This is a genomic window from Haloferax sp. Q22, from assembly GCF_001482285.1.
GTDB lineage: Archaea > Halobacteriota > Halobacteria > Halobacteriales > Haloferacaceae > Haloferax.
In genome coordinates this window covers 120,290-140,801 of the sequence record NZ_LOEP01000032.1, presented here as the reverse complement: position 1 = coordinate 140,801, position 20,512 = coordinate 120,290, and the positions used below count along the sequence as shown (strand labels likewise).

Here is a 20,512-nt window from a genome sequence, read left to right as displayed (position 1 = left end):
TCCGCCGGGCGCTTCGCCATCGGCCAGGAGACTTCGACGGACAGACCATCGTGCATATCATCCCCCGCCCACCTAGCCCTCGCCATGTACGACCGCGCGACAGATACGGGGGCATCCGACGCAGCGGCTCACCCCGCCGCAGTCCTCGAATCCGACGGAGTCGAGCGCTGACCGATGGCGCTCGTCACGCCCGAGACGACCCGCTGGGTCGCCGCCGCGACGGCGCTCGTCTTCGTCCTCGCGAGCGTCTCCTTCGTCGTCCCCGCGTCCGGGTCCGTCTCGCCGGTCCCCTTCGACGACACGGTCAAGACCGGCGGCACCTCGGTCGACGTTCGCACGGCCGAAGTCGAGGGGTTCGAGGTCCCGCTCGCGCAGGTCCACTTCTCGCGGTACCGCTACATCATCGGCTACTACGACGTGACCACGGCCGCCGCCGACGTGTCCACGCCCGAGAGCGCCCGCCAGTTCGGCGACCCGCTCGCGGTGTTCGTCACCGACTACGCGACGGTCTCGCCCGACATCGACGACGACGGCTCCCTCCGAACCGAACACAACCGCAATCCCGGCTGGACGAAGGCGTCCGAGGCGTCGTTCGTCGTGGACTCCGGCGCGCGAGTCCCCTCTGGCCCGATTGCCGTCCCGTTTTCCGACGCCGGCGCGGCCCGCTCGTTCGCGGACGCCCACGGCGGCGAAGTCGTCGATTGGGCGACGCTCCGCGACCGCGCCGGCGACCCGCTTTCGTCCCGCCTCACCGCCTTCGAGTCGTCGGTCGCCGCCCACCACGAGTGGGCGAACCAGACCACCGCTGCGAGTGATGCGCTGTTCGACAGGCCCGTCTCGACCGTCGTCGGCGAGGACGCGCCGACCGTCGAAGCCGCGGTTGAATCGGCCCCCGCGAACACGACCGTCTACGTCCCCGCGGGCACCTACTCGGTGGACGCGGTCGAACTGAACCGCTCGATTACGCTCCTCGGAGCCGGAAGCGACACGCGACTCGTCGGCGACGGAAACGGCAGCGTCGTCCACCTCCGCGCCGAACAGAGCGCGGTCGGGAACCTCTCCGTGTCCGGCGTCGGCGAGGTGGGGACGCGACGGGTCCGCGCCAGCAACGAGTCCGTCGACTGGGACACCCGCGTCGAACTCGCCTACGGCCGCGGCGACGCCGGTATCGTCCTCGATGGCGCGAACGAGTCGGCGGTCCGTGGCGTCGAAATCGACACGCCCGCGAGCGGCATCATCGCCCGCGAGAGCGCCGACAGCGTCGTCGACGGCGTGACCGTCCGCGGGGCCGACAACCCCTCCGACGGCTTCATGGGCGTCGTCCTCATCGGCGAGCGGTCGGTCGTGCAGGACTCGACGTTCCTCGGCGGCCGCGACGGCGTCTACACCCACCGCGCCGACGGGAGCGTCATCCGCGACAACCGCATGGAAGACGGCCGCTACGGCGTCCACCAGATGTACACCTCGGACGCGCTCGTCGCCGACAACGTCGTCCGCGGGGACCGCATCGGCGTCGTCCTCATGACGCGGCCCGTCGGTAACCTCGTGGTCGGAAACGACGTGCGCGAGTCCGACTTCGGGTTCATGCCCGCCGGCAGCGACACCTACGTCGCTGACAACGTCTTCGCCGGCAACGACTACGGGATGGACGTGAGCGGCGACCGGCAGGTGTACGTCAGGAATGTCGTCGCCGGCAACGGGGTCGGCGTCCGCGGGAGTTCGACGTTCCCGACGAACGTCGTCGTCCGAAACGACATCGTCGGCAACGACGTGCGCGTCGAGTCGTCGCTCGGCCCGATGCGGACGTGGACCGCCGGCGGTGAGGGCAACTACTGGGGCGACCTCCCGCTCGGAGACGCCGACGGGGACGGCGTCTACGACCGGGCGTACCAGCCCTCCGGAGTGGTCGACGCCGAACTCGGCCGCGAACCCGGCGCGCTCGCGCTCTCGGAGTCGCCCGCGGTGCGCGCGCTCCGTCACGCCCGCGACGCGGTGTCCGGCCTCCGCGGGTCCGGCGTCGTCGACGCCGCGCCACGGACCGAGCCAGTTCGACCGGAGACGCTCGCTGCCCTGAACGCGACGGAGGAGACCGATGACTGACCACGAACCGACAGAACCGCAGACCGACGAACCCACCACGATGCCGAACCCCGAATCCGCGACGACCGCCGAGACCGCTTCCGACGAATTGACGGGCGAAACTGCCACCGTCGACGCCGACGCCGACACCGCCGCCGAGAGCAGCCGGCCGGCTATCGCCGCGACCGACCTCAGCCACGCCTTCGGCGACGTGCGCGTCCTCGACGGCGTCTCGCTGTCGGTCGCGCCCGGCGAAATCGTCGCGCTCGTCGGCCCCAACGGCTCGGGGAAGTCCACCCTCCTACGGTTTCTCGCGCGGGTCCGCGCGCCCGACGAGGGGAGCGTCGCCGTCGGCTCCGAGATCGGGCGCGCCCGCGTGGGCTATCTTCCGCAACAGCCCGGCTTCCGCGCCGGGTTCTCCGCGGCCGACACGCTGGAGTTCTACGCGCAGTTCGTGGACGAGGACGTGGACGTGGCCGGCGTGCTGGAACGTGTCGGCCTCGCGGACGCCGCGAGTCGCCGGGTCGACGCGCTCTCCGGCGGGATGACGCGCCTGCTCGGCCTCGGGCGGGCGCTCGTCGGCGACCCGGCGGTCGTCGTCCTCGACGAACCGGCCAGCGGCCTCGACCCCGGCATGGTCGAGCGACTGTTCGGCATCGTCTCCGACCTCGCGGACGCGGGCGTTGCGGTCGTCCTCTCGTCGCACAACCTCGGACCCGTAGAGCGGACCGCCGACCGCGTGGTCGTCCTCGACGGCGGGCGGTTCGTCGCCGACGACGACCCGCGAGCGGTGGTCGAATCGGCCGGCGCGGTCGACCTCCAGACCGCCTTCGGCGACCTCGTGGCGACCGAGGAGGTGACGGGCAGATGAGCGCCGGCGACCGCGACGGCGATATCGGCGACCTGTTCGCCATCGCGGCCCGGGAGCTTCGGACGGTCGTCAGAACCCCGGCTGTCGTCGCGCTCTCGGTCGTCTTCGGGCTGACCGTCGTCGCGGTCGCGGCCGCGGGCTCCGGCGCGCGCGGCGGGTACGTCCCGCTGGTCCTCGATTTGGTGCCGTTCGTGGAGGCGCTCGTTCCGCTTCTCGCCGTCGCACTCTGCTATCGGGCGGTACTCTCGGACCGCGAGTCCGGCGAACTCGACGTGCTCAGGACGTTCGACGTGTCCCGGCCGGCCTACGTCGGCGGCGTCTACCTCGGCCGGGGGCTCGCGCTCGTGTTCGTCGTCTTCGGGTCGCTGCTCGCCGCGGGCGCGACCGTCCCGGTGCTCTCGCCGCCGGACCCGACGTTCCTCGCGCTGAACGAGGCCGCCGACTCGCCGGTCGCGTTCCTCCGGTTTTCAGTCCTCGCGGTCCTGTTCGCCCTCGCGGTCGCCGCCGTCGCGCTCGCCGTCTCGGCCGCCGCGCGGACCGCCCGGCAGGCAATCGCCCTCGCCGTCGGCCTGCTCGTCGCTTTCGTCGTCGGCGTCGACGCCGCCGCCGTCGCCGGACTGGCCTCGGGGAACCTCGGTATCGACGCGGTCCCGCTCGTCCTCGCGGCGAGCCCGAACGGCGCGTTTCGGTCGCTCGTCCTCGGCGTCGCCGTCGAGACCGGCGGTTCGACCTCGCCGGTCGCGGCGCTCGCGGGACTCGTCGGCTGGGTCGCCGTCGCACTCGCGGTCGCGGTGCTAACGGCGTGGCGACCGGTAGAATAGTCGTGAGCGGTGCTGGGCGGGCCGGTAGGCGGTCGAAGCGCCTACCCGAAGTTCTCGACTTTCGCCGCGTCGGCGTCGCCGCCGGCGGCATCGACGGCGTCGGTCGCGCGCGTGACGAAGTCGGCGAAGCCGTAGACGAACACCTGTTCGCCCTCGCCCCCGGTGAGCGCGTCGGAGACGGCGTCGGCGAGGTCGGATTCATCGCCGGTGACGACGACGCTCGCGCCGTCGTCGCGGAGCGCGGAGAGGCGATCTTCGTGCGCGGGCGCGTCGTCGAGGTAGACCACGGCGGCCTCGTTGCCGTCGGCGACCGCGGCCTCGGCGATGCCGACCGCGGGGCCGACGCCGGGACCGCCAGCGAGGACGACCACGCGCGACTCGCCGTCGTAGTAGCTCTGCCCGAACGGCCCGGAAATCTCGACGTCGTCGCCGGCGGCGAGCGAGTCGAGGTGCTGGCTGAACGGCCCGGCCTCCTCGGGGTCAATGCCGACGGTCACCTCGAACGTGTCGCCGACGCCGGGCGACGAGAGCGTGTAGAACCGCGCGTACGACTCGCCGTCGACCTCGGCGGAGAGTTTGACGAACTGGCCCGGTTCGGCCTCGAAGCCGTCGGGCGTCTCGAACTCGATGGCGACCGTTCCGGGGCCGACGTCGCGGACCGCGGAGACGGTGACGATTGCGTCCATGCGACCGGGTTGGTCGCAGGCTCACAAGGGCCTTGCCTTCCCGGACGCGCACACCGGAGAACGGGTCGAGCCGTGCCCACTGTGCACATAGTGTAAACCGGAGATAATTGCCACGAGGGGGTAAAACACACCACAACTGTACATTTGAATAATTCTGGTACCCCAATTCGCAGAAAAGTTGGTTGTCTCATTCATTTTGATTCTCCCCAGAACTTATGTATCCAATTTTCATTTATTATCAGTACCGTCGTTTAACACCAATTTTCAGAAGGCTTTTGACCCGGCTATGGGTAGATTTCACTCAGCATGCCTGCGGACTTCAACTGGGCCATCGGCGGCGAGGCTGGCGATGGCATCGACTCCACGGGGAAGATTTTCGCTCAGGCGCTATCCCGGGCTGGACGCCACGTGTTCACCTCTAAGGACTTCGCTTCGCGAATCCGGGGCGGATACACCGCGTACAAGGTTCGGACTGCCATCGACCCCGTACAGAGCGTCGTCGACCGACTCGACGTGCTCATCGCACTCACACAACGAACAATCGACGAGAACCTCGACGAACTGCACGAAGGTTCCGTCATCATCTACGACGGCGACCGCTCGACGATGGCGGACGTCGAAATCCCCGAGGGAATGGTCGGGCTGGACATCCCCCTCAAGGCGCTCGCCGAGGAGGCGGGCGGCGCTATCATGCGCAACGTCGTCGCGCTCGGCGCGGCGTGCGCCGTCGCCGACTTCCCCATCGAGAACCTCGACAGCGCGCTGCAGAAGCGCTTCGGCGGGAAGGGCGAGGCCATCGTCGAGAACAACAAGAAGGCGGCTCGCGCGGGCCTCGAATACGTCCACGACGAGTACGACCACGAGTTCGACTACGACCTCGAAACGACCGATGAGGACTATGTGCTCATCAACGGCGACCAGGCCATCGGCATGGGCGCCATCGCCGCCGGCTGTCGCTTCTACGCCGGCTACCCCATCACGCCCGCGACGGACGTGATGGAGTATCTCACCGGCCGTATCGAACGCTACGGCGGTCACGTCGTGCAGGCGGAAGACGAACTCGCGGCCATCAACCTCGCGCTCGGTGCGGCACGCGCCGGCGCGCGGTCGATGACCGCGACCTCCGGGCCGGGTATCGACCTGATGACCGAGACGTTCGGTCTCGTCGCCACCTCCGAGACGCCGCTCGTCATCGTCGACGTGATGCGCTCGGGCCCCTCGACGGGGATGCCGACCAAGCAGGAACAGGGCGACCTCAACATGATGCTGTACGGCGGCCACGGCGAGATTCCGCGCTTCGTCGTCGCGCCGACGAGCATCGACGAGTGCTTCTGGAAGACCGTCGAAGCGTTCAACTTCGCCGAGAAGTACCAGGTTCCGGTCTACGTCGCGGCCGACCTCGCGATGGCGGTCACGGAACAGACGTTCTCCCCCGAGGCGTTCGACATGGACGAAGTCGAAATCGACCGCGGCAAGGTCGTCGACGACGACTCCATCGACGAGTGGCTCGACGAGGAAGGTCGCTTCCAGCCGCACGCGCTCACCGACGACGGCGTCAGCCCGCGCGCGTTCCCCGGCACGGAACAGGGCGCGCACATGTCGACCGGTCTCGAACACGACGAACTCGGTCGGCGGACCGAAGACCGGTCGATGCGCGTCGAGCAGGTCGACAAGCGCGACCGGAAGGTCGAGACCGCAAAGGAGACCGAGGACTTCTCGCCGCGCGAGTTCGGTGACGCCGATTCGGACACGCTCATCCTCTCGTGGGGCTCCAACGAGGGCGCGCTCGTCGAGGCGCTCGACTTCCTCGAAGAGGACGGCATCGACGTGCGCTTCCTGTCGGTCCCGTACATGTTCCCGCGGCCGGACCTCACCGAGGAAATCGAGGCGGCAGACGAGGTCATCGTCGTCGAGTGTAACGCGACGGGGCAGTTCGCCAACGTCGTCGAGCACGACACATTGACCCGTGTCAAGCGCATTAACAAATACGACGGCGTCCGCTTCAAGGCGGACGAACTCGCAGACGAAATCAAAGCCACCCTCGACGCAGAGGAGGTCTCAGCATGAGCTCAAACGTCCGCTTCACCGACTTCAAGTCAGACAAACAACCGACCTGGTGTCCCGGCTGTGGGGACTTCGGGACGATGAACGGCATCATGAAAGCCCTCGCCAACTCCGGCACCGACCCCGACAACACGTTCATGGTCGCCGGTATCGGCTGTTCCGGGAAAATCGGGACGTACATGCACTCGTACGCCATCCACGGCGTCCACGGGCGCTCGCTCCCGGTCGCCGCCGGCGTCAAGCTGGCGAACCCCGACCTGACCGTCGTCGCCGCCGGCGGCGACGGTGACGGTTACTCCATCGGCGCGGGCCACTTCATTCACGCCGTCCGCCGCAACGTGGACATGGCCTACACCGTCATGGACAACCGCATCTACGGTCTCACGAAGGGGCAGGCCTCGCCGACCTCGCGCGAGGACTTCGAGACCTCGACGACGCCCGAGGGTCCGAAGCAGCCCCCGGTCAACCCGCTTGCGCTGTCGCTGGCCGCCGGCGGCACGTTCATCGCGCAGTCGTTCGCGACGGACCACAAGCGCCACGCGGAAATCGTCCAGGAAGCCATCGAACACGACGGCTTCGGCTTCGTGAACGTGTTCAGTCCGTGTGTCACATTCAACGACGTGGACACCTACGACTACTTCCGCGACAACCTCGTGGACCTCGCGGACACCGACCACGACCCGACCGACTACGACGCGGCCAAAGAGAAGATTCTCGACTCGTCGAAGGAGTACGAGGGCGTCATCTACAAAGACGAAAGCTCCGTCTCCTACGAGGAGAAGTTCGGCGTCGACCAGAACATGTCGGACATCCCGTCGGGCGCGCCCGACGACGCGATGGACCTCGTCCGCGAGTTCTACTAACGACGACCGCCGAACTCGCGGTCGACGCCGCGCCGACCGCTCACCGAACTTCGACCGTTCTTTCGACCGTTCCCGGATGCTCGACAGCGCCCGCGAGCGCCGCGACCGCGTCGGTCTCGTCCACGTCGGCCCCGTGGACCGCGAGGAGGACCACCACGTCACCGTCGTGTTCGACGGTCGCGAGGTGGAGCCTTACCTCGGCCGTCCCGCCCTCATAGGCGACCGTCTCGCCGTCGACAGTGGTCTCGCCGGCTTCGACTTCGACCGTGCCCGCGTAGGTGACGAGTTCCGTCTCCGACCCGAGCATCGTGACGTTCCGCGCGCCGACCTCGCGGACGCCGTTGACCTCGGGGACGTTTCCGAGCGCCTGCGCGTCGGCCAGCACGTCGAGACCGGCCGCGACGAGGTCGCGGTTACCGAGGTTCGAAAGCGGGTTGACCGACTGGCCAGCGACTTCGGCGTTCGGCGACGAAACGACTACGAGAGCCGTGATATCGTCGTCGTCGGTCGTCTTCGAGTACCCGGACACCCAGACGTCCGCGCCGACGGAACGAGAGGCGGGGCCGACGCCCACGTCGTACGAAAGCGGGACGACGGTGCTGTTGCCGTGGACGTAGCCGTGTGCCTCGTAGGCCGACGCGGGAATCGTCGCGGGCTGGGCCGCGAACGTGGTCGAACCGCCGAGCCCGCCGAGGCATCCCGCGAGCGTGACGACGAGCGCGAGCGCGAGGGTTGTACGTAGTTGAGGCATGCACTCTAGAGGCGCGCAGAGAGCATGACAGTCTCGCCGCCGCGAAAAAGCGCCGAGCGACCGACCGAGTCAGGCCGTCGCCGGGAGTCCCTTCGACGCGCTCGCTACTCCACCGTCTCGATGTTGAGCCGGTAGCGCGTCCCGCAATCGAGACACCGCGCGTTGTCGGACTCGATGAGTTCCGTCACCAGCACCTCGCCGAACTCGCAGTTCGGGCACTCGTAGACGAGCGAGTCACCCGCGATGCGGTGCGCGAACGCGTTCGTGTTCTCTTCTGTCAACGGCTCTGATGCGGACGACATTCTTGAACACCGTTCAAATATGCTACCACATGGCACATAAACCACCCGCCGCCACGCGTCGAGCGGCCTCGGGTGGCATCGAGGAGCGAACATTTGAGATCCCGTGTGACACATTTTCAGGCCGTGGGAGCCGGAAATTCGCCCGCCCTTTCGGAACGCCTTTTCAACTCGCGGCCCACGGTTCGTCCATGACGGAGAACGCCGCTTCAGCAGACGACGCACCGCGAGCGAACGGGATGCCGATGCTCGGGCTCGGAACGTGGAAGAACACGAACGCCGACGAGTGTCGAAACGCGGTGCAGACGGCGCTGGAGATGGGCTACCGCCACATCGACACCGCCCAAGCGTACGGGAACGAGGCGGAGGTCGGCGAGGGCATCGCCGCCGCCGACGTCGACCGCGACGAGGTGTTCCTCGCGACGAAGGTGTGGATTGACGAGCTATCCTACGACGACGTCATCGAGAGCACCGAAGCGAGCCTCGAAAAGCTCGGCGTGGACTCCGTCGACCTCCTGTACGTCCACTGGCCGTCCCGCACGTACGACGCCGAAGAGACCCTCGCGGCGTTCGACGAACTCGTCGAACGCGGGCTGACAAAGCGCGTCGGCATCTCCAACTTCGAGCCCGAGCAGGTCCGCGAGGCCGCCGAACTGTCCGAGTCAGGTGCCTTCGCCAACCAAATCGAGATGCACCCGCTCCTCCAGCAAGAAGAGCTCCGCGAGGTCTGCGCCGATGAGGACATCGAAATCGTCGCGTACTCGCCGCTCGCCCGCGGAAACGTCTTCGATGTCGACGTGCTGTCCGACATCGCCGAGAAGCACGACGCAAGCGAGGCCCAGGTGTCTCTGGCGTGGCTCCGCGAGAAGGGCGTCACCGCGATTCCGAAGGCGACCAGCGAGGGGCACATCCGCGACAACTGGGAGTCGCTCGCGGTCGAACTCGACGACGAGGACGTGGCCGCCATCGACGCCATCGACGTTGAAGACCGCCGCGTCGACCCCGGCTTCGCGCTCTGGTAAGCGACTGGACCTGCGTTTTTTCCGGTTCGCCTCTCGATTTGTGGGGCGGAGCCGCAACGGATTTGTCGAACGAGCCCCGACAGAACCGCATGGAGTTCGACCTCCCCAGGACTGTCGCGCTGCTCGTCGCGCTCGTCGTCGTCGGAACCGCAGCCCTCGTCGGGATGGGCGTGATGGCCACGAGTACGGTCCTGATGATGGTGACGCCCGCGATGCTCGTCTTCGGGGCCGTCTGTCTCGCCATCGGCGTCAAGCACGGGGAGTACCGAGCGGCGAACTAACGGCGCGGAACGAAGCGAAAAAGCGGCACGGAAGACTTCAACTCTCGTTTTCTCGCGGGGTGTCGACCACGTCTTCGAGCGCGTCGTCCGAGACGCTCGCCGAGATGCGGACGCCCACGGCGCTGACGACGATGCCGGCGACGATGAACATCGCCAGCCGCTGGACCGGCGTGAGCGCGAGTCGCCCGAGCAGTTCGAGATTCGCCAACTCGCCCTGTCGTTCGAGGAGGAACCCGGCGAACCCGCGGACGACGAGCCCGATGGCGACGACGCCGAACGGGAGGTTCATGTACGATGTGGAGACGCGCTCGCTCCCGATGAGTTCGTCCAAGAGACGGCCCGCGCTCGCGGTCAGCGCGGCGAGCGCCAGCCACGGGACGCTGTGGTAGACGAACAGGAGCGACGGGACGAGCACCTCCTCGCTCCCGCCGACGCCCGGCGTCCGGATGGCGAGCGCGCCGAGGAACAGCCCGACGATTGCCAGCCCCGCGGCGACCGCGTAGGTGACGACCGACACCTGTCCGGAGTAGAGGGCGTCGCGAACCTGGTCGGGCGCGTCCGAGAGGAACTCGTCGATAGCGAGCCCCTTGTAGAGGAGCACCGCGCCCATGAGGGCGGCGAGCCCGGCCATCGCGACCGCCGGCGTGAACTGGACGAGAAGCAGCGGGACGAGAAGCAGTCCGACGCCGAGCGGGACGAGTATCGTCGAGCGAAGCTCCTCGTCGCCGAGGAACTGCTTGAGCAGGTAGTACGTCGACTCGATGTCGTGGGCCTGCCGGACCACCACGCGGTCGACCGCGTCGACCCGGAACCGGCTCTCGACGACGGGGACGAGCCGCTCGTCTTCCGCGCTGTCGATGACGACGACCGCGGACTCGACATCGTAGCGCTCGGCGAGGTCGTCGAGCTGTCGCGCGACGGCGCGGTCCGCCCCGACGGCGCTATCGCTCGTTCCCGAGATGACCGCGATTTCGGCGTCCTCGCGCTCGTCTCTGAGCTCGCGCGTCGTCCGCAACGCCGCGAGAAGGCAGTTGACGCTTGAGTCCTCGGGGTCCGCGAGACCCACGTCGGTGACGAGCGACCGGACCGCTTCCCAGCCGACGACGGGCGTCGAGAGCCCGGTCTTGCGGCCGATGTCGTTCGCCCGGTCGACACAGAGGACGAGCGTTGTCACGTGGAAGACGAACGCGGGCGCGGGCTAAAAAGCCTCCCAGTCGTCAGAACCGAAACGAGAAGCCGTCGTCGGGGTCGACCGACGAGGCGAGTCCCGCACCGAAGGCGTACGCCGCCCCCTCGACGCCGCCGCGGAGCCGGTCGGTGAGGCCGACCTCGGGGGTGAACTTTCGGACCGAAACCTCGTCGCGGCCGAGGAGTTCGGCGAGTCGGTCTTCCACGTCGTCGCGGGTACCCAGCGAGTCGACCAGCCCGAGTTCGTGCGCCTCCTCGCCGAGGTAGACGCGGGCCTCCGTGTCGCGGACGACCTGCGGGTCCATGTCTCTGCCCTCGGCGACGCGCTCGACGAAGTCGTCGTAGTAGTCGTCGATGAGGCCTTGGAGGTACTCGCGTTCGTCCTCGGTCGGCTCCTTGAGGGCCATCCCCGCGTCCTTGTACTTCCCCGCGGCGAACCGCTCGTAGGAGAGCCCGACCTTGTCGGCCAGCTCCGAGGCGTTGACCGACGAGCCGATGACGCCGATGGAGCCGACGACGCTCACGTCGTGGGACCACAGTTCGTCGCAGCCGCTGGCGATCCAGTAGCCCCCCGAGGCGCAGGTGTCGGTGGCGTAGGCGACCGTCGGGCCGTCGAAGTCGGCGGCGGCCCGGCGGATGTCGTCGCTCGGCAGGACCTCGCCGCCGGGCGTGTTCAGTTTGACGAGGAGCGCGTCGGCGTTCTCGTCGGCGGCCGCGGCGTCGATCTGTTCGACGATGTCGTCGGCGGGCGTCCCGCTACCGCGACCCGGAACCGGACCGCCGCCGCCGTCGCGGGAAATCGGCCCCTCGACGGCGACTTCGGCCACGTCGTAGTCGGGGAACGCCGAGGCGGCGAGTCTGCCGCCGACGCGGAGCGCGGCGACGACGGTCCCGATAACCAAGAGGAGCCCCGCGAGGTCCGCGAGCGTGTCGGGAACGGAGTAAAACAGGACCCAGCCGACCGCCGCCGCGACGACGGCGAAGACGACCACGATAGCCAGCCGATAGATGCGCGTGAAGCTGTCGGTCACGGTGAATCACTCATGGCTGTCGCTGGGGCTTCGAGCGGGATAAAAATGATACGTCGCAAGCGCGACGAAGAGAGAGAAAGTGACCGGAGTTTAGAGCAGACCGGACTTCTGGAGCTTCATCAGGTCCTCGGTCTCGAGGGTCTCGCCTTCCTTGAACTTCTGGTAGATCTCCTCGGCCTCGGCCTTGGCGGCTTCGCGCTCCTCGGCGCGGGAGTCCTTGCGCTGGCGCTCTTCCTTCTTGTCCAGCTCGCGGAGGCGCTTCTGAACGCGGACGAAGTCCTCGTGGTGACGGTCGGCCGCTTCCTGGGCTTCGACGAAGAGCTCGTGCATCTCGTCGGCCTTGTCGCGGATGTCGTCGGCCTCGCGGTAGGCCTCGATCATCTGGTTGTGGTGTTCCTGGGCGTCGTCGGCCAGCTCGGTCACCTTCTGGTGGTGCTGGGACGCCTCGGAGCGGACCTCTTCTGCCTCTTCGATGAGTTCTTCGAGGTCACCGCTCTCTTCGACCTTGTCCTTTTTCTGGCGAAGTTCTTCGCGCTTGTTCTCGATCTTCTCGATGAGCTCGCGCTCGTCTTCTGTCGAGAGGACTTCGGTCTGCTGGCGGAACTCGAGTTGCTCGATCTCCTCTTTGAGCTCGTCGATGTCCTTGCCGTCGTCGAGCTCGAGGTCGCTTTTCATCTCGTCGACCTCGTCGAAGAGCTCGTTAGCTTTCGCGTTGAGCTCGTTACGGCTCTGCTTGTGTTCCTGCACCTGCGAGTTCATCTCGTCGCGCTTCTCGCGGTGCTTCTGGGCTTCGTCGACCTTCTCGCGAGTCATCGCGTTGAGGTCGTCGCGCTTGGATGCGCGCTCAGAAGCCATCTGGTTTAGTTCATTGCGGCGGTCACGGAGTTGACCGGCGAGTTTGATGAGTTCGCCTTTCGAGCCGCTCTCGAGCTTTTCGTCTGGGAGATCGATGTTTCGTGCCTCGTCGAGTTCCTGCACGTCGAACTCGCTAAGTACTTCCTGCTTCGTTACCATGCGTAATCAATCCTCGATACCATCACCACTCCGTGCGTGGCGGCTGCTCGTGGGAGTGCGACCGACCGTGGATAAGAATTCCCGATCATTCTGCGTGCGATGCCGCCGGAACGCCGGAGGCGCTCAGGTACATACACATACAGGCGACCAGTTAATAAATACTTCGGTGGAAATTCGGGTGAAAACAGTTACCACACCACTCGTATCGACCGTATTCACCATGTTAGTCGTTAGCATGACCGCATATAAATGGGATGCGAACCGTGGGGGCTAAACCGAGTCGGGTCGGATGCCACGCCATGAGAGAGGTCATCCGCGCACGCGGACACGAACACGTGCGCGCCGAGCACGCGAGCACGTTCGAGGTGACGACAGACGACTGGCTCACCCCCGCGGGCGACTGCATCATCGGCGTCGAGGCCGACCGCACGCCCGCCGACTTCGACCCGGCCTTCGTCGAGGGCTGTCAGTCCCACGACGCCACTATCGGCGTGCGCGTCCGCGTGGACGCGGACGACGACACCTACGAACAGACGGTTCGCGCCCGCGGGCATCCGGACCTCACCTTCGAGGGCGACCGCAGCGTCGTCTTCCGCACGAGCGACTACGTGGACGACCGGACGGGCGCGGTCGGCGCGGCCCACGCCGCTGCCGGCTTCGACCGCGACCTCGTCTCGGCGCTCGCCGACGGCGCGGAACTGACGGTCACCATCGAAGTCGAGTAGCGCCCGCGCGAGCGGTGGGCCGGGCGAGACGACGAGATGCGTTTTTCACCGCGCGGTCGTAACCTCCGGACATGCCCGAAGAACCCTCCGAGAACATCAGCGGCGGCGCGAGCGGCGGCGGCCGAGAGACGGCGTTCGACCCCGCAGACCCCGAGACCACGACACGCGCCGAGGTCGTCGTCGACCGACTCGGCGAGCGCTACTGGCAGAAGGCCTACGGCGGGCAGGGCGGCTTCGAGTGTCTCGTCCGAACCATCCTGAGCCAGAACACGAGCGACAAGGCGAGCCAGCCCGCCCACGACGAACTCATGGCGCAGTACGGCGGCGAGGACCTCGCCGAGTCGCTGGCGGCGGCCGACCGAGAAGGCATCGTCGAGGCCATCCGCTCCGGCGGGCTCTACAACCAGAAGTCGAAGCTCATCCAGGGCGTCGCAGAGGAGGTGCTGGCCGACTTCGGAAGCGAGGCCGACTTCGACCGCTACGTCCGCGAGGAAGCGCCCGCGACGGTCCGCGACCGACTCTTGGAGATGAAGGGCGTCGGCCCCAAGACCGCCGACTGCGTCCTCCTCTTTGCGGGCGGCCGCGGCGGCGTCTTCCCCGTCGATACGCACGTCCACCGCATCGCTCGGCGAATCGGACTCGCGCCCGCCGACGCCGACCACGAAGGCGTTCGGGCGGCGCTCGAACGCGACATCCCCCACGAGAAATGCGGCTTCGGCCACACCGCGATGATTCAGTTCGGCCGCGAGTTCTGCAAAGCCCGCAAGCCCGCGTGCCTCGACGGCTCCGAAGCGTGCCCGATGGCCGACGTGTGCGACATGGTCGGCGTCGACGCGGCGGCGCAGTCCGTCACCGATCCCGCGGCCGCCGCCGACTGACTAACAGGACTTCGTTTCGAGTCCGCTCACCGGCGAGCCGTCGTCCTCGTAGCTCGATTCGACGCCCGAGTCGGCGAACATCGGGAGGTCCATCGAGTAGTCGTAGACGACGCTGAACCGCGAGAAGGGGTTCGAGAGGAACGCCGAGACGGGGCCGATGCCGTCGAACGCGACGCCCGCCCGAAGTTGAACGATGGAGTCGTTGCCGACGGAGCCGCCGGCTTCCATCCCGAAGCCGCCCTCGCCGCCGAGGTTCTCGAACATCGAGAGGAAGACGACGAGGTCGATGCCCGCGCCCTCGCCGCCGATGTCGAACTGGTGGCCCTCTCCGGGGAAACACGGCGAGGTCGGACCGGTCGCAGCGGCGACCGGGGCGGTCGCAACGACGAGAATCACGGCGAGCGTCAGGGACGCGCGGGTCGCGGCGTTCATACCGTCGCCTCCGGCGCGCTGCTAATTAAGGATACGCCGCCGTTCTCAGGGTTGATACCGCGAGTCGGCGGAAAGCGAGACGAGAGACGCAGGGGTCCCGGCGCGGTTCAGTCCCGACGCGACGCAGTCCCGGTACTTACTCCTCGCCGTCGAGTTGTCGGATGAGTTCGTCGAGGACGGCGTCCGCGCTGGCGAGGTTGGTCGCCAGCGGCGTCTGGTGAACGTCGCAGATGCGGAGCAGCGCGGTGATGTCCGGTTCGTGGGGCTGAGCGGTCAGCGGGTCGCGGAGGAAGATGACGCCGTCGCAGGTCTCGCTGGCGATCTCCGCGCCGATCTGCATGTCTCCGCCGAGCGGCCCGGACTGCTTGCGCTCGATGTCGAGGCCCGTGGCGTCGATGAGTCGCTGGCCGGTCGTCCCCGTCGCCATGAGTTCGAAGCGTTCGAGGTCGGCCTGTCGCTCCTCGGCGAACGAGATGAGGTCCGGCTTCTTCTCGTCGTGAGCAATAAGTGCGAGACGCATAGCAAACACTCGTTCGAGCGTCGTGATTAATCTTCGGCCGGACGCCGTCAGTGAGAAATCGTCGCGCGGCGGCAGTTGACGCGCCGGTGCGGGTCGCCGTGACTGCGAGTCGTTACTTGAAGCGGAACGTCTCGAGGTTCTTCGGCGCGAACGTCCGCATGTTGTAGTCGTGGTAGAGCGCCGACGAGAGGTCCTGCACGGAGCGCTCGTCGCCGTGGACGCACAGCACCTTCTCCGGGCGCGGGTTCATCGTCTTGACGAAGTTTTCGAGGCCCTGTCGGTCGGCGTGACCGGAGAAGCCGTCGACGGTCTCGACGTCCATCTCGAGCTTCAGCGTGTCAGACCGACCCATGCCGTCGCGGCCGTTGACCGGAATCTCGTCCCAGCCGTTCTGGATGCGACGACCGAGCGTCCCCTGCGCCTGGTAGCCGACGAAGACCAGTCGGGACTTCGGGTCGGGGCCGACGTGGCGGAGCCACGACATGATGGGGCCGCCGGTGACCATCCCGGAGGTCGAGAGGATGATGGCCTGGTCGCCGTCGGCGACGTCCTGTCGTTCCTCTTCGCCGCCGTCGATGTGGTTGAACTCCTCGGCGAGGAACGGGTTTTCGTCCTCGTGGAAGATGCGGTCGCGGAGGTCGTCGCGGAGGTACTCGGGGTAGGTCGTGTGGATGGCCGTCGCCTCCCAAATCATCCCGTCGAGGTGGACGGGCATCCTCGGAATCTTCCCCGAGCGCATCGCCTCTTCGAGGACGAGCATAATCTCCTGGGAGCGACCGACGGCGAACGCCGGGATGACGACCTTGCCGCCGCGGTCGTACGTCTCGTTGATGACCTCGATGAGGCGCTTTTCGGAGTCCTGCTGGTCGGTCTGGTAGTCGTTGCGGCCGCCGTAGGTCGATTCGAGGACGAGCGTCTCCACGCGCGGGAAGTCGTTGACCGCGCCGTTGAACAGGCGGGTGTCTTCGTAGTGGATGTCGCCGGAGAACGCGACGTTGTAGAGGCCGTCGCCGATGTGGAAGTGCGAGACGGCGGAGCCGAGGATGTGACCCGCGTTGTGGAAGGTGAGCTTCACGTCGGGTGCGATGTCGGTCACGTCGCCGTACTCCAGCGGGATGGTGTGCTTGATGGCCTCGCGAACCATCTCGGACTCGTACGGCGGGGTGCGGCCTTCCTTCGAGGCGACGTCGAGGTAGTCGAGCGTGAGCAGGCCCATGAGGTCGCGGGTCGGCTCGGTCGTGTAGATGGGGCCGTCGTAGCCGTACTTGAACAGAAGCGGGATGAGCGCCGAGTGGTCGAGGTGAGCGTGGGTGAGGACGACCGCGTCGAGCGAGTTCGCGCCCGACCCGAGCGCCTCGGGGACCTGCAGATACGGCACGTCGTCGGAGCCGGGTTTGTCGCCGCAGTCGACGAGGATGCGGGTCTCGGGCGTCGAGACGATGAAGGACGCGCGGCCGACTTCGCGGCAGCAGCCGAGGGTCGTGATGCGGACCCACTCGTCGTCCGAGAGCTGCTCGCGGTGAATCTGCCGGCCGGTCCGTTCGAGGATGCGGCGGCGATCCTCACGTTCCTGCTTCAGGAAGTTGCGGACGTTCGAGACCGTCGAGGACTCGATGGGCGGGGTGCGGACGACTTCGGGCGTCCAGCCGACTTTCTGCGTAATCTCGCGGAGCGTCGAGCCGTGGCGACCGATGACCATGCCCGGTTTCTCGGCCTCGATGACGACTTCCCCGGTGTCGATGTGGAAGTCGAGGTCGGTGACGCCGGCCTCCTCGGGGATGACGCTCAGAATCTTGGGTTCGGCCTCTCGGGGGTCGGACAGCACGTCCGGGTCCGGGCGAACCGTGATTCGCTTTCGGAGCTTACTCGCGAGTTTCCGGATGAGGTCGCCGTTCTGAGCGAACTTCTTCGGGTCGCGCGTGTAGACGACGAGTTCGGGACCCTCGTACTTGACGTCGGAAACCGAGATGTCGCGGGGGAGTTCGTTCGTAATCTCTGCCTTCAAATTCTCGAGTTGTTTATCTACGGAGCTCATAGTTACGAGCGACCCGTCCGGTCCTGCGCCGGCAGGTCTCGGGAACCCCTACCTCAGGAGCGTCGACACGAGACGGTCCACGTGTACGAGTGCCAGTCTCGGCCAACTGCGGAGAGAGCATAGTGAACTGAATACGGTGGTATCTCGACTGCGGGAAGAGGCAGGGAAAACCCGCTTACCCGACAGTACCATGTCGCCAGTATAAAACCCTTCGCAAAGTCGAAGCGTCTCGGGGCCGACCGACGACCATGGAACTCACACCGGCGGCCGTCTCGGCGGAGCACGACTGGGTCCGCGAGCGCGCAGACGTGGTCGTCCCGCTCATCAACGAGACGCGACGGCGACTCGGCGAGCAGTTCGACACGCGCGTCGGCGAGGTCGACGACGCGGCCTATCTCGACGCGGTCGACGCGGTGTTCGCCGACGGCGAGGTCGGCGTCAACGTCGCGGCCTACGTGCGCATCCTCAAACAGTTGGACGTGCAGGACGACTATCCGGGGTTCGTCGTGGACGAGGTGCTCGGCCGCGAACTCGCAGCCACCATCGCGGGCGGCGAACCGCTTCGACTGCTCGCGCAGGCGACGTTCCACTTCGCGGACGTGGCCGTCCACACCGACGGGCCCGCCGGACGCGACGACCTCGATGCCGCGCTCGCCGCGGGGTTTCAGACCCGCCTGCCGGGGTGGTCGTGGCGCGACGGCGACTCACCGTTCGATAGCCGGCGCTGACGACGGGGCGGTGTCACCGTAAAAACTGTGTTCGGACCGCTTACCACTCGATTCGGACGCGCTCCGACGACTGCTCGGACTCGCGTTCGCCCTGCGAATCGAGCTCACTGAGTCGTCCGCGGAACGCACCGATGCACTCCTCGCACGCGGTCACGTGCGTGAGGACGCCGTTTTCGTACTCCGCCATGACCGCCCGTGGGGTCCGCCGCGTCGGTCGTTCCGGCCCCATCCGGCCGATGCCGCGCACCTCGGGGTCGCCTAACCCCGCCAAGCGCTCGCCGCGCGTCGCCGCCCACCGCGCGTACGACGCGAGTCGGTCGCGAGCGCGACGCTCGCGCGGGCTCAACTTCCCCGACAGGTCCACGAACCGGTCCCACGTCTCGACCGTGTACTCCGAGACGAGACCGCGTTCGACGATGTTGTCCAGTCGTTCGATGACCGGTGTGAACTCCGCGCGCCGGCCGCTCGGAACCCACAGTTCGATCCGGACCGCCTCCTCCCGAGGAGTCGGCCGCTCGTCGCTCACAATTGTGTCCATTGTTAGCACGCCAACCACCACGTCGAAGGTAGGGCATCCGACGATATGTATCTATGCGTCCGCCGGAATCCCCGACGGTCGTCGGCGAGAGACGGTCCGCGCGGCGGGGCGGCGCGCCGGCACCTTCGGGGCGTTTAAGGGTTCGCTACGGCTACCGATGGGCAATGAGCGACGAGCAGGAACTCGGTATCACCGAGTCGAAGCAGTACAACACCGGCGAGTGGTACGCCGAGGTCGTCCAGAAGGCGGGCCTCGCGAACTACGGGCCGGAGGGGATGAGCGGCTTCATCGTGACTCGCCCGCGCGGCTACGCGCTGTGGGAGTCCATCCAGAACTACCTCGACGGCGAGTTCAAGAAGACGGGCGTCCAGAACGCGTACTTCCCGCTGTTTATCCCCGAGAGCTACCTCGAACGCGAGAAGGACATCGTCGAAGGCTTCGACCCCGAGGTCGCGTGGGTCACCCACGGCGGCCACGAGGAACTCGAAGAGCGCCTCGCCGTCCGCCCGACCTCCGAGTCTATCATCGCGCCCTACATGGCGCGGTGGGTCCGCAGTCACCGCGACCTCCCGCTCCGCGTGAACCAGTGGGCCTCCGTCGTTCGCTGGGAGGCCACGGAGACGAAGCCGTTCTTCCGCACCAAGGAGTTCCTCTGGCAGGAGGGCCACACGGCCCACGAGACCCGCAACGGCGCGTGGGACGAGACGATGACTCGTCTCTCGCAGTACCAGTCGCTCTACGAGGACGTGCTCGCCATCCCCGTGCTCCGCGGCGCGAAGCCGGAACACGACAAGTTCCCCGGCGCGGACACGACGACGACCGTCGAGGCGCTCATGCCCGACGGCAAGTCCGTGCAGGCCGGCACCTCCCACTACCTCGGCACCTCCTTCGCCGAGGCGTTCGACCTCACCTACACGACCGAAGACGAGGACGAAGAGCCCGCCCACACGACCTCGTGGGGGCTGTCGTGGCGCTCGCTCGGTGCGCTCATCATGACGCACTCCGACGACCAAGGCCTCGTCCTGCCGCCGACCATCGCGCCCGAGCAGGTCGTCATCGTCCCCATCTGGCAGGCCGACACGCAGGAGAAGGTCCTCGAGTACGCCGAGGACATCGCCGAAGACCTCGAAGACGCCGGCGTCCGCGTCGAACTCGACGCCCGCGACGAGCGCAACCCCGGCTTCAAGTTCAACGAGTGGGAGCTCAAGGGCGTCCCCGTCCGCTTCGAAATCGGCCCGAACGAGGTCGACGACGAGGTCGTCACGGTCGTCCACCGCCCCGACGGTGAATCGGTCGAACTCGATCGCGAGAACATCGTCGAGGCCGTCCAAGAGCAGTTCGACGAGGTGTACGCGAAGCTCTACGCCGCCGCCGAGGAGAACCTCGAAGAGAACGTCCGCGAGGCGTCCGCCCGAAACGAGATTCTCGGCACCATCGGCCAGCACGGCGGCTACGTGAAAGCGCCGTGGTGCGGTGACGAGGCCTGCGAGGAGGAGATTAAAGACCAAATCGCCGCCGAAATCGTCATGGTTCCCCTGAACGACGAAGACGCGGAGATTCACGACGGCGAGGACTGTGCGGTCTGCGGCGACGACGCCGAGGAGACCGCGTACTTCGCGAAGTCCTACTGAGCCGACCGCCGCGCTGTTCCACACGATTATTCATATTTTTCGTCGTGCGTCGAAT

Annotated in this window: 21 protein-coding genes; 11 read left to right on the top strand and 10 right to left on the bottom strand. The window is 67.1% G+C overall.

The window, feature by feature from the left end; translation table 11 throughout:
* Positions 1 to 174 precede the first annotated feature (174 nt).
* The 3 genes from AM590_RS14515 to AM590_RS14505 are packed head-to-tail and all read left to right on the top strand — an operon-like array spanning position 175 to position 3,771.
* Entirely contained in the window at positions 175 to 2,100 is a 1,926-nt protein-coding gene (locus AM590_RS14515; RefSeq protein ID WP_058828092.1) for a NosD domain-containing protein, read from the top strand.
* Positions 2,093 to 2,950: an ABC transporter ATP-binding protein gene (locus AM590_RS14510; protein WP_082677748.1), complete on the top strand. Its 858-nt coding sequence runs from the start codon at positions 2,093 to 2,095 to the stop codon at positions 2,948 to 2,950. The genes AM590_RS14515 and AM590_RS14510 overlap by 8 nt, the downstream gene beginning before the upstream one ends.
* On the top strand, positions 2,947 to 3,771 hold the full coding sequence (locus AM590_RS14505; protein WP_058828091.1) for an ABC transporter permease: 825 nt from the start codon (positions 2,947 to 2,949) through the stop codon (positions 3,769 to 3,771). The genes AM590_RS14510 and AM590_RS14505 overlap by 4 nt, the downstream gene beginning before the upstream one ends.
* A gap of 41 nt (positions 3,772 to 3,812) precedes the next feature.
* Here the strand turns inward: AM590_RS14505 and AM590_RS14500 are convergent, their stop codons facing one another.
* Positions 3,813 to 4,457 carry an FAD-dependent oxidoreductase gene (locus AM590_RS14500; protein ID WP_058828090.1) on the bottom strand — a complete coding sequence of 215 codons (645 nt, stop codon included), beginning with the start codon at positions 4,455 to 4,457 and terminating at the stop codon, positions 3,813 to 3,815.
* Positions 4,458 to 4,763: 306 nt separating this feature from the next.
* Here AM590_RS14500 and AM590_RS14495 point away from each other — a divergent pair, with 306 nt between their 5' ends.
* Both AM590_RS14495 and AM590_RS14490 read left to right on the top strand, forming a co-directional pair.
* Complete coding sequence (locus AM590_RS14495; protein ID WP_004972538.1) at positions 4,764 to 6,524, top strand: 2-oxoacid:acceptor oxidoreductase subunit alpha; 1,761 nt, start codon at positions 4,764 to 4,766, stop codon at positions 6,522 to 6,524.
* Positions 6,521 to 7,384, top strand: coding sequence for a 2-oxoacid:ferredoxin oxidoreductase subunit beta (locus tag AM590_RS14490; RefSeq protein ID WP_004972539.1), 864 nt, complete (start codon positions 6,521 to 6,523; stop codon positions 7,382 to 7,384). The genes AM590_RS14495 and AM590_RS14490 overlap by 4 nt, the downstream gene beginning before the upstream one ends.
* Before the next feature lie 40 nt (positions 7,385 to 7,424).
* On the opposite strand, the gene AM590_RS14485 is transcribed toward AM590_RS14490, so the two are convergent.
* Both AM590_RS14485 and AM590_RS14480 read right to left on the bottom strand, forming a co-directional pair.
* Positions 7,425 to 8,135, bottom strand: coding sequence for a DUF6517 family protein (locus tag AM590_RS14485; RefSeq protein WP_058828089.1), 711 nt, complete (start codon positions 8,133 to 8,135; stop codon positions 7,425 to 7,427).
* Positions 8,136 to 8,239: 104 nt separating this feature from the next.
* Positions 8,240 to 8,437, bottom strand: coding sequence for a hypothetical protein (locus tag AM590_RS14480; protein ID WP_058828088.1), 198 nt, complete (start codon positions 8,435 to 8,437; stop codon positions 8,240 to 8,242).
* A 236-nt stretch (positions 8,438 to 8,673) separates the two neighbouring features.
* Here AM590_RS14480 and AM590_RS14475 point away from each other — a divergent pair, with 236 nt between their 5' ends.
* Both AM590_RS14475 and AM590_RS14470 read left to right on the top strand, forming a co-directional pair.
* Positions 8,674 to 9,456: an aldo/keto reductase gene (locus AM590_RS14475; RefSeq protein ID WP_058828222.1), complete on the top strand. Its 783-nt coding sequence runs from the start codon at positions 8,674 to 8,676 to the stop codon at positions 9,454 to 9,456.
* A gap of 89 nt (positions 9,457 to 9,545) precedes the next feature.
* Positions 9,546 to 9,737, top strand: coding sequence for a hypothetical protein (locus tag AM590_RS14470; RefSeq protein ID WP_058828087.1), 192 nt, complete (start codon positions 9,546 to 9,548; stop codon positions 9,735 to 9,737).
* Positions 9,738 to 9,774: 37 nt separating this feature from the next.
* Here the strand turns inward: AM590_RS14470 and AM590_RS14465 are convergent, their stop codons facing one another.
* From AM590_RS14465 to AM590_RS14455, 3 genes are all read right to left on the bottom strand, one after another.
* Positions 9,775 to 10,911, bottom strand: a complete 1,137-nt coding sequence (locus AM590_RS14465) for a DUF373 family protein (RefSeq protein WP_058828086.1) — start codon at positions 10,909 to 10,911, stop codon at positions 9,775 to 9,777.
* A 43-nt stretch (positions 10,912 to 10,954) separates the two neighbouring features.
* The gene (sppA, locus tag AM590_RS14460) at positions 10,955 to 11,956 is read right to left on the bottom strand and encodes a signal peptide peptidase SppA (RefSeq protein ID WP_058828085.1); all 1,002 of its coding nucleotides are present in this window, start codon (positions 11,954 to 11,956) and stop codon (positions 10,955 to 10,957) included.
* Between the two features lie 90 nt (positions 11,957 to 12,046).
* Positions 12,047 to 12,970, bottom strand: a complete 924-nt coding sequence (locus AM590_RS14455) for a coiled-coil protein (RefSeq protein WP_004972546.1) — start codon at positions 12,968 to 12,970, stop codon at positions 12,047 to 12,049.
* Positions 12,971 to 13,269: 299 nt separating this feature from the next.
* On the opposite strand from AM590_RS14455, the gene AM590_RS14450 reads away from it, so the two are divergent.
* Together AM590_RS14450 and nth are read left to right on the top strand one after the other, a co-directional pair.
* Positions 13,270 to 13,695: a DUF371 domain-containing protein gene (locus tag AM590_RS14450; protein ID WP_058828084.1), complete on the top strand. Its 426-nt coding sequence runs from the start codon at positions 13,270 to 13,272 to the stop codon at positions 13,693 to 13,695.
* Positions 13,696 to 13,766: 71 nt separating this feature from the next.
* Complete coding sequence (nth, locus tag AM590_RS14445; RefSeq protein ID WP_058828083.1) at positions 13,767 to 14,573, top strand: endonuclease III; 807 nt, start codon at positions 13,767 to 13,769, stop codon at positions 14,571 to 14,573.
* Here nth and AM590_RS14440 read toward each other — a convergent pair whose 3' ends face one another.
* The 3 genes from AM590_RS14440 to AM590_RS14430 all read right to left on the bottom strand — a co-directional run bounded on the left by AM590_RS14440 (position 14,574) and on the right by AM590_RS14430 (position 17,560).
* Entirely contained in the window at positions 14,574 to 15,005 is a 432-nt protein-coding gene (locus tag AM590_RS14440) for a hypothetical protein (protein ID WP_042663536.1), read from the bottom strand.
* A 136-nt stretch (positions 15,006 to 15,141) separates the two neighbouring features.
* Entirely contained in the window at positions 15,142 to 15,525 is a 384-nt protein-coding gene (locus AM590_RS14435) for a methylglyoxal synthase (RefSeq protein ID WP_004972550.1), read from the bottom strand.
* Positions 15,526 to 15,637: 112 nt separating this feature from the next.
* Complete coding sequence (locus AM590_RS14430; protein WP_058828082.1) at positions 15,638 to 17,560, bottom strand: beta-CASP ribonuclease aCPSF1; 1,923 nt, start codon at positions 17,558 to 17,560, stop codon at positions 15,638 to 15,640.
* A gap of 248 nt (positions 17,561 to 17,808) precedes the next feature.
* Here AM590_RS14430 and AM590_RS14425 point away from each other — a divergent pair, with 248 nt between their 5' ends.
* The gene (locus AM590_RS14425) at positions 17,809 to 18,288 is read left to right on the top strand and encodes a hypothetical protein (protein WP_058828081.1); all 480 of its coding nucleotides are present in this window, start codon (positions 17,809 to 17,811) and stop codon (positions 18,286 to 18,288) included.
* A gap of 40 nt (positions 18,289 to 18,328) precedes the next feature.
* On the opposite strand, the gene AM590_RS14420 is transcribed toward AM590_RS14425, so the two are convergent.
* Entirely contained in the window at positions 18,329 to 18,826 is a 498-nt protein-coding gene (locus AM590_RS14420) for an HTH domain-containing protein (RefSeq protein ID WP_058828080.1), read from the bottom strand.
* Positions 18,827 to 18,990: 164 nt separating this feature from the next.
* Between AM590_RS14420 and proS the strand changes: the two genes are divergently transcribed.
* Complete coding sequence (proS, locus tag AM590_RS14415) at positions 18,991 to 20,457, top strand: proline--tRNA ligase (protein ID WP_058828079.1); 1,467 nt, start codon at positions 18,991 to 18,993, stop codon at positions 20,455 to 20,457.
* Positions 20,458 to 20,512 lie beyond the last annotated feature (55 nt).

Excerpts from the sequence above, each read along its gene's own strand:
- AM590_RS14515 (WP_058828092.1), top strand. The coding sequence starts at position 175 with ATGGCGCTCGTCACGCCCGAGACGACCCGCTGGGTCGCCGCCGCGACG.
- AM590_RS14510 (WP_082677748.1), top strand. The coding sequence starts at position 2,093 with ATGACTGACCACGAACCGACAGAACCGCAGACCGACGAACCCACCACG.
- AM590_RS14505 (WP_058828091.1), top strand. The coding sequence starts at position 2,947 with ATGAGCGCCGGCGACCGCGACGGCGATATCGGCGACCTGTTCGCCATC.
- AM590_RS14500 (WP_058828090.1), bottom strand. The coding sequence starts at position 4,457 with ATGGACGCAATCGTCACCGTCTCCGCGGTCCGCGACGTCGGCCCCGGA.
- AM590_RS14495 (WP_004972538.1), top strand. The coding sequence starts at position 4,764 with ATGCCTGCGGACTTCAACTGGGCCATCGGCGGCGAGGCTGGCGATGGC.
- AM590_RS14490 (WP_004972539.1), top strand. The coding sequence starts at position 6,521 with ATGAGCTCAAACGTCCGCTTCACCGACTTCAAGTCAGACAAACAACCG.
- AM590_RS14485 (WP_058828089.1), bottom strand. The coding sequence starts at position 8,135 with ATGCCTCAACTACGTACAACCCTCGCGCTCGCGCTCGTCGTCACGCTC.
- AM590_RS14480 (WP_058828088.1), bottom strand. The coding sequence starts at position 8,437 with ATGTCGTCCGCATCAGAGCCGTTGACAGAAGAGAACACGAACGCGTTC.
- AM590_RS14475 (WP_058828222.1), top strand. The coding sequence starts at position 8,674 with ATGCCGATGCTCGGGCTCGGAACGTGGAAGAACACGAACGCCGACGAG.
- AM590_RS14470 (WP_058828087.1), top strand. The coding sequence starts at position 9,546 with ATGGAGTTCGACCTCCCCAGGACTGTCGCGCTGCTCGTCGCGCTCGTC.
- AM590_RS14455 (WP_004972546.1), bottom strand. The coding sequence starts at position 12,970 with ATGGTAACGAAGCAGGAAGTACTTAGCGAGTTCGACGTGCAGGAACTC.
- AM590_RS14450 (WP_058828084.1), top strand. The coding sequence starts at position 13,270 with ATGAGAGAGGTCATCCGCGCACGCGGACACGAACACGTGCGCGCCGAG.
- nth (WP_058828083.1), top strand. The coding sequence starts at position 13,767 with ATGCCCGAAGAACCCTCCGAGAACATCAGCGGCGGCGCGAGCGGCGGC.
- AM590_RS14440 (WP_042663536.1), bottom strand. The coding sequence starts at position 15,005 with ATGAACGCCGCGACCCGCGCGTCCCTGACGCTCGCCGTGATTCTCGTC.
- AM590_RS14435 (WP_004972550.1), bottom strand. The coding sequence starts at position 15,525 with ATGCGTCTCGCACTTATTGCTCACGACGAGAAGAAGCCGGACCTCATC.
- AM590_RS14430 (WP_058828082.1), bottom strand. The coding sequence starts at position 17,560 with ATGAGCTCCGTAGATAAACAACTCGAGAATTTGAAGGCAGAGATTACG.
- AM590_RS14425 (WP_058828081.1), top strand. The coding sequence starts at position 17,809 with ATGGAACTCACACCGGCGGCCGTCTCGGCGGAGCACGACTGGGTCCGC.
- AM590_RS14420 (WP_058828080.1), bottom strand. The coding sequence starts at position 18,826 with ATGGACACAATTGTGAGCGACGAGCGGCCGACTCCTCGGGAGGAGGCG.
- proS (WP_058828079.1), top strand. The coding sequence starts at position 18,991 with ATGAGCGACGAGCAGGAACTCGGTATCACCGAGTCGAAGCAGTACAAC.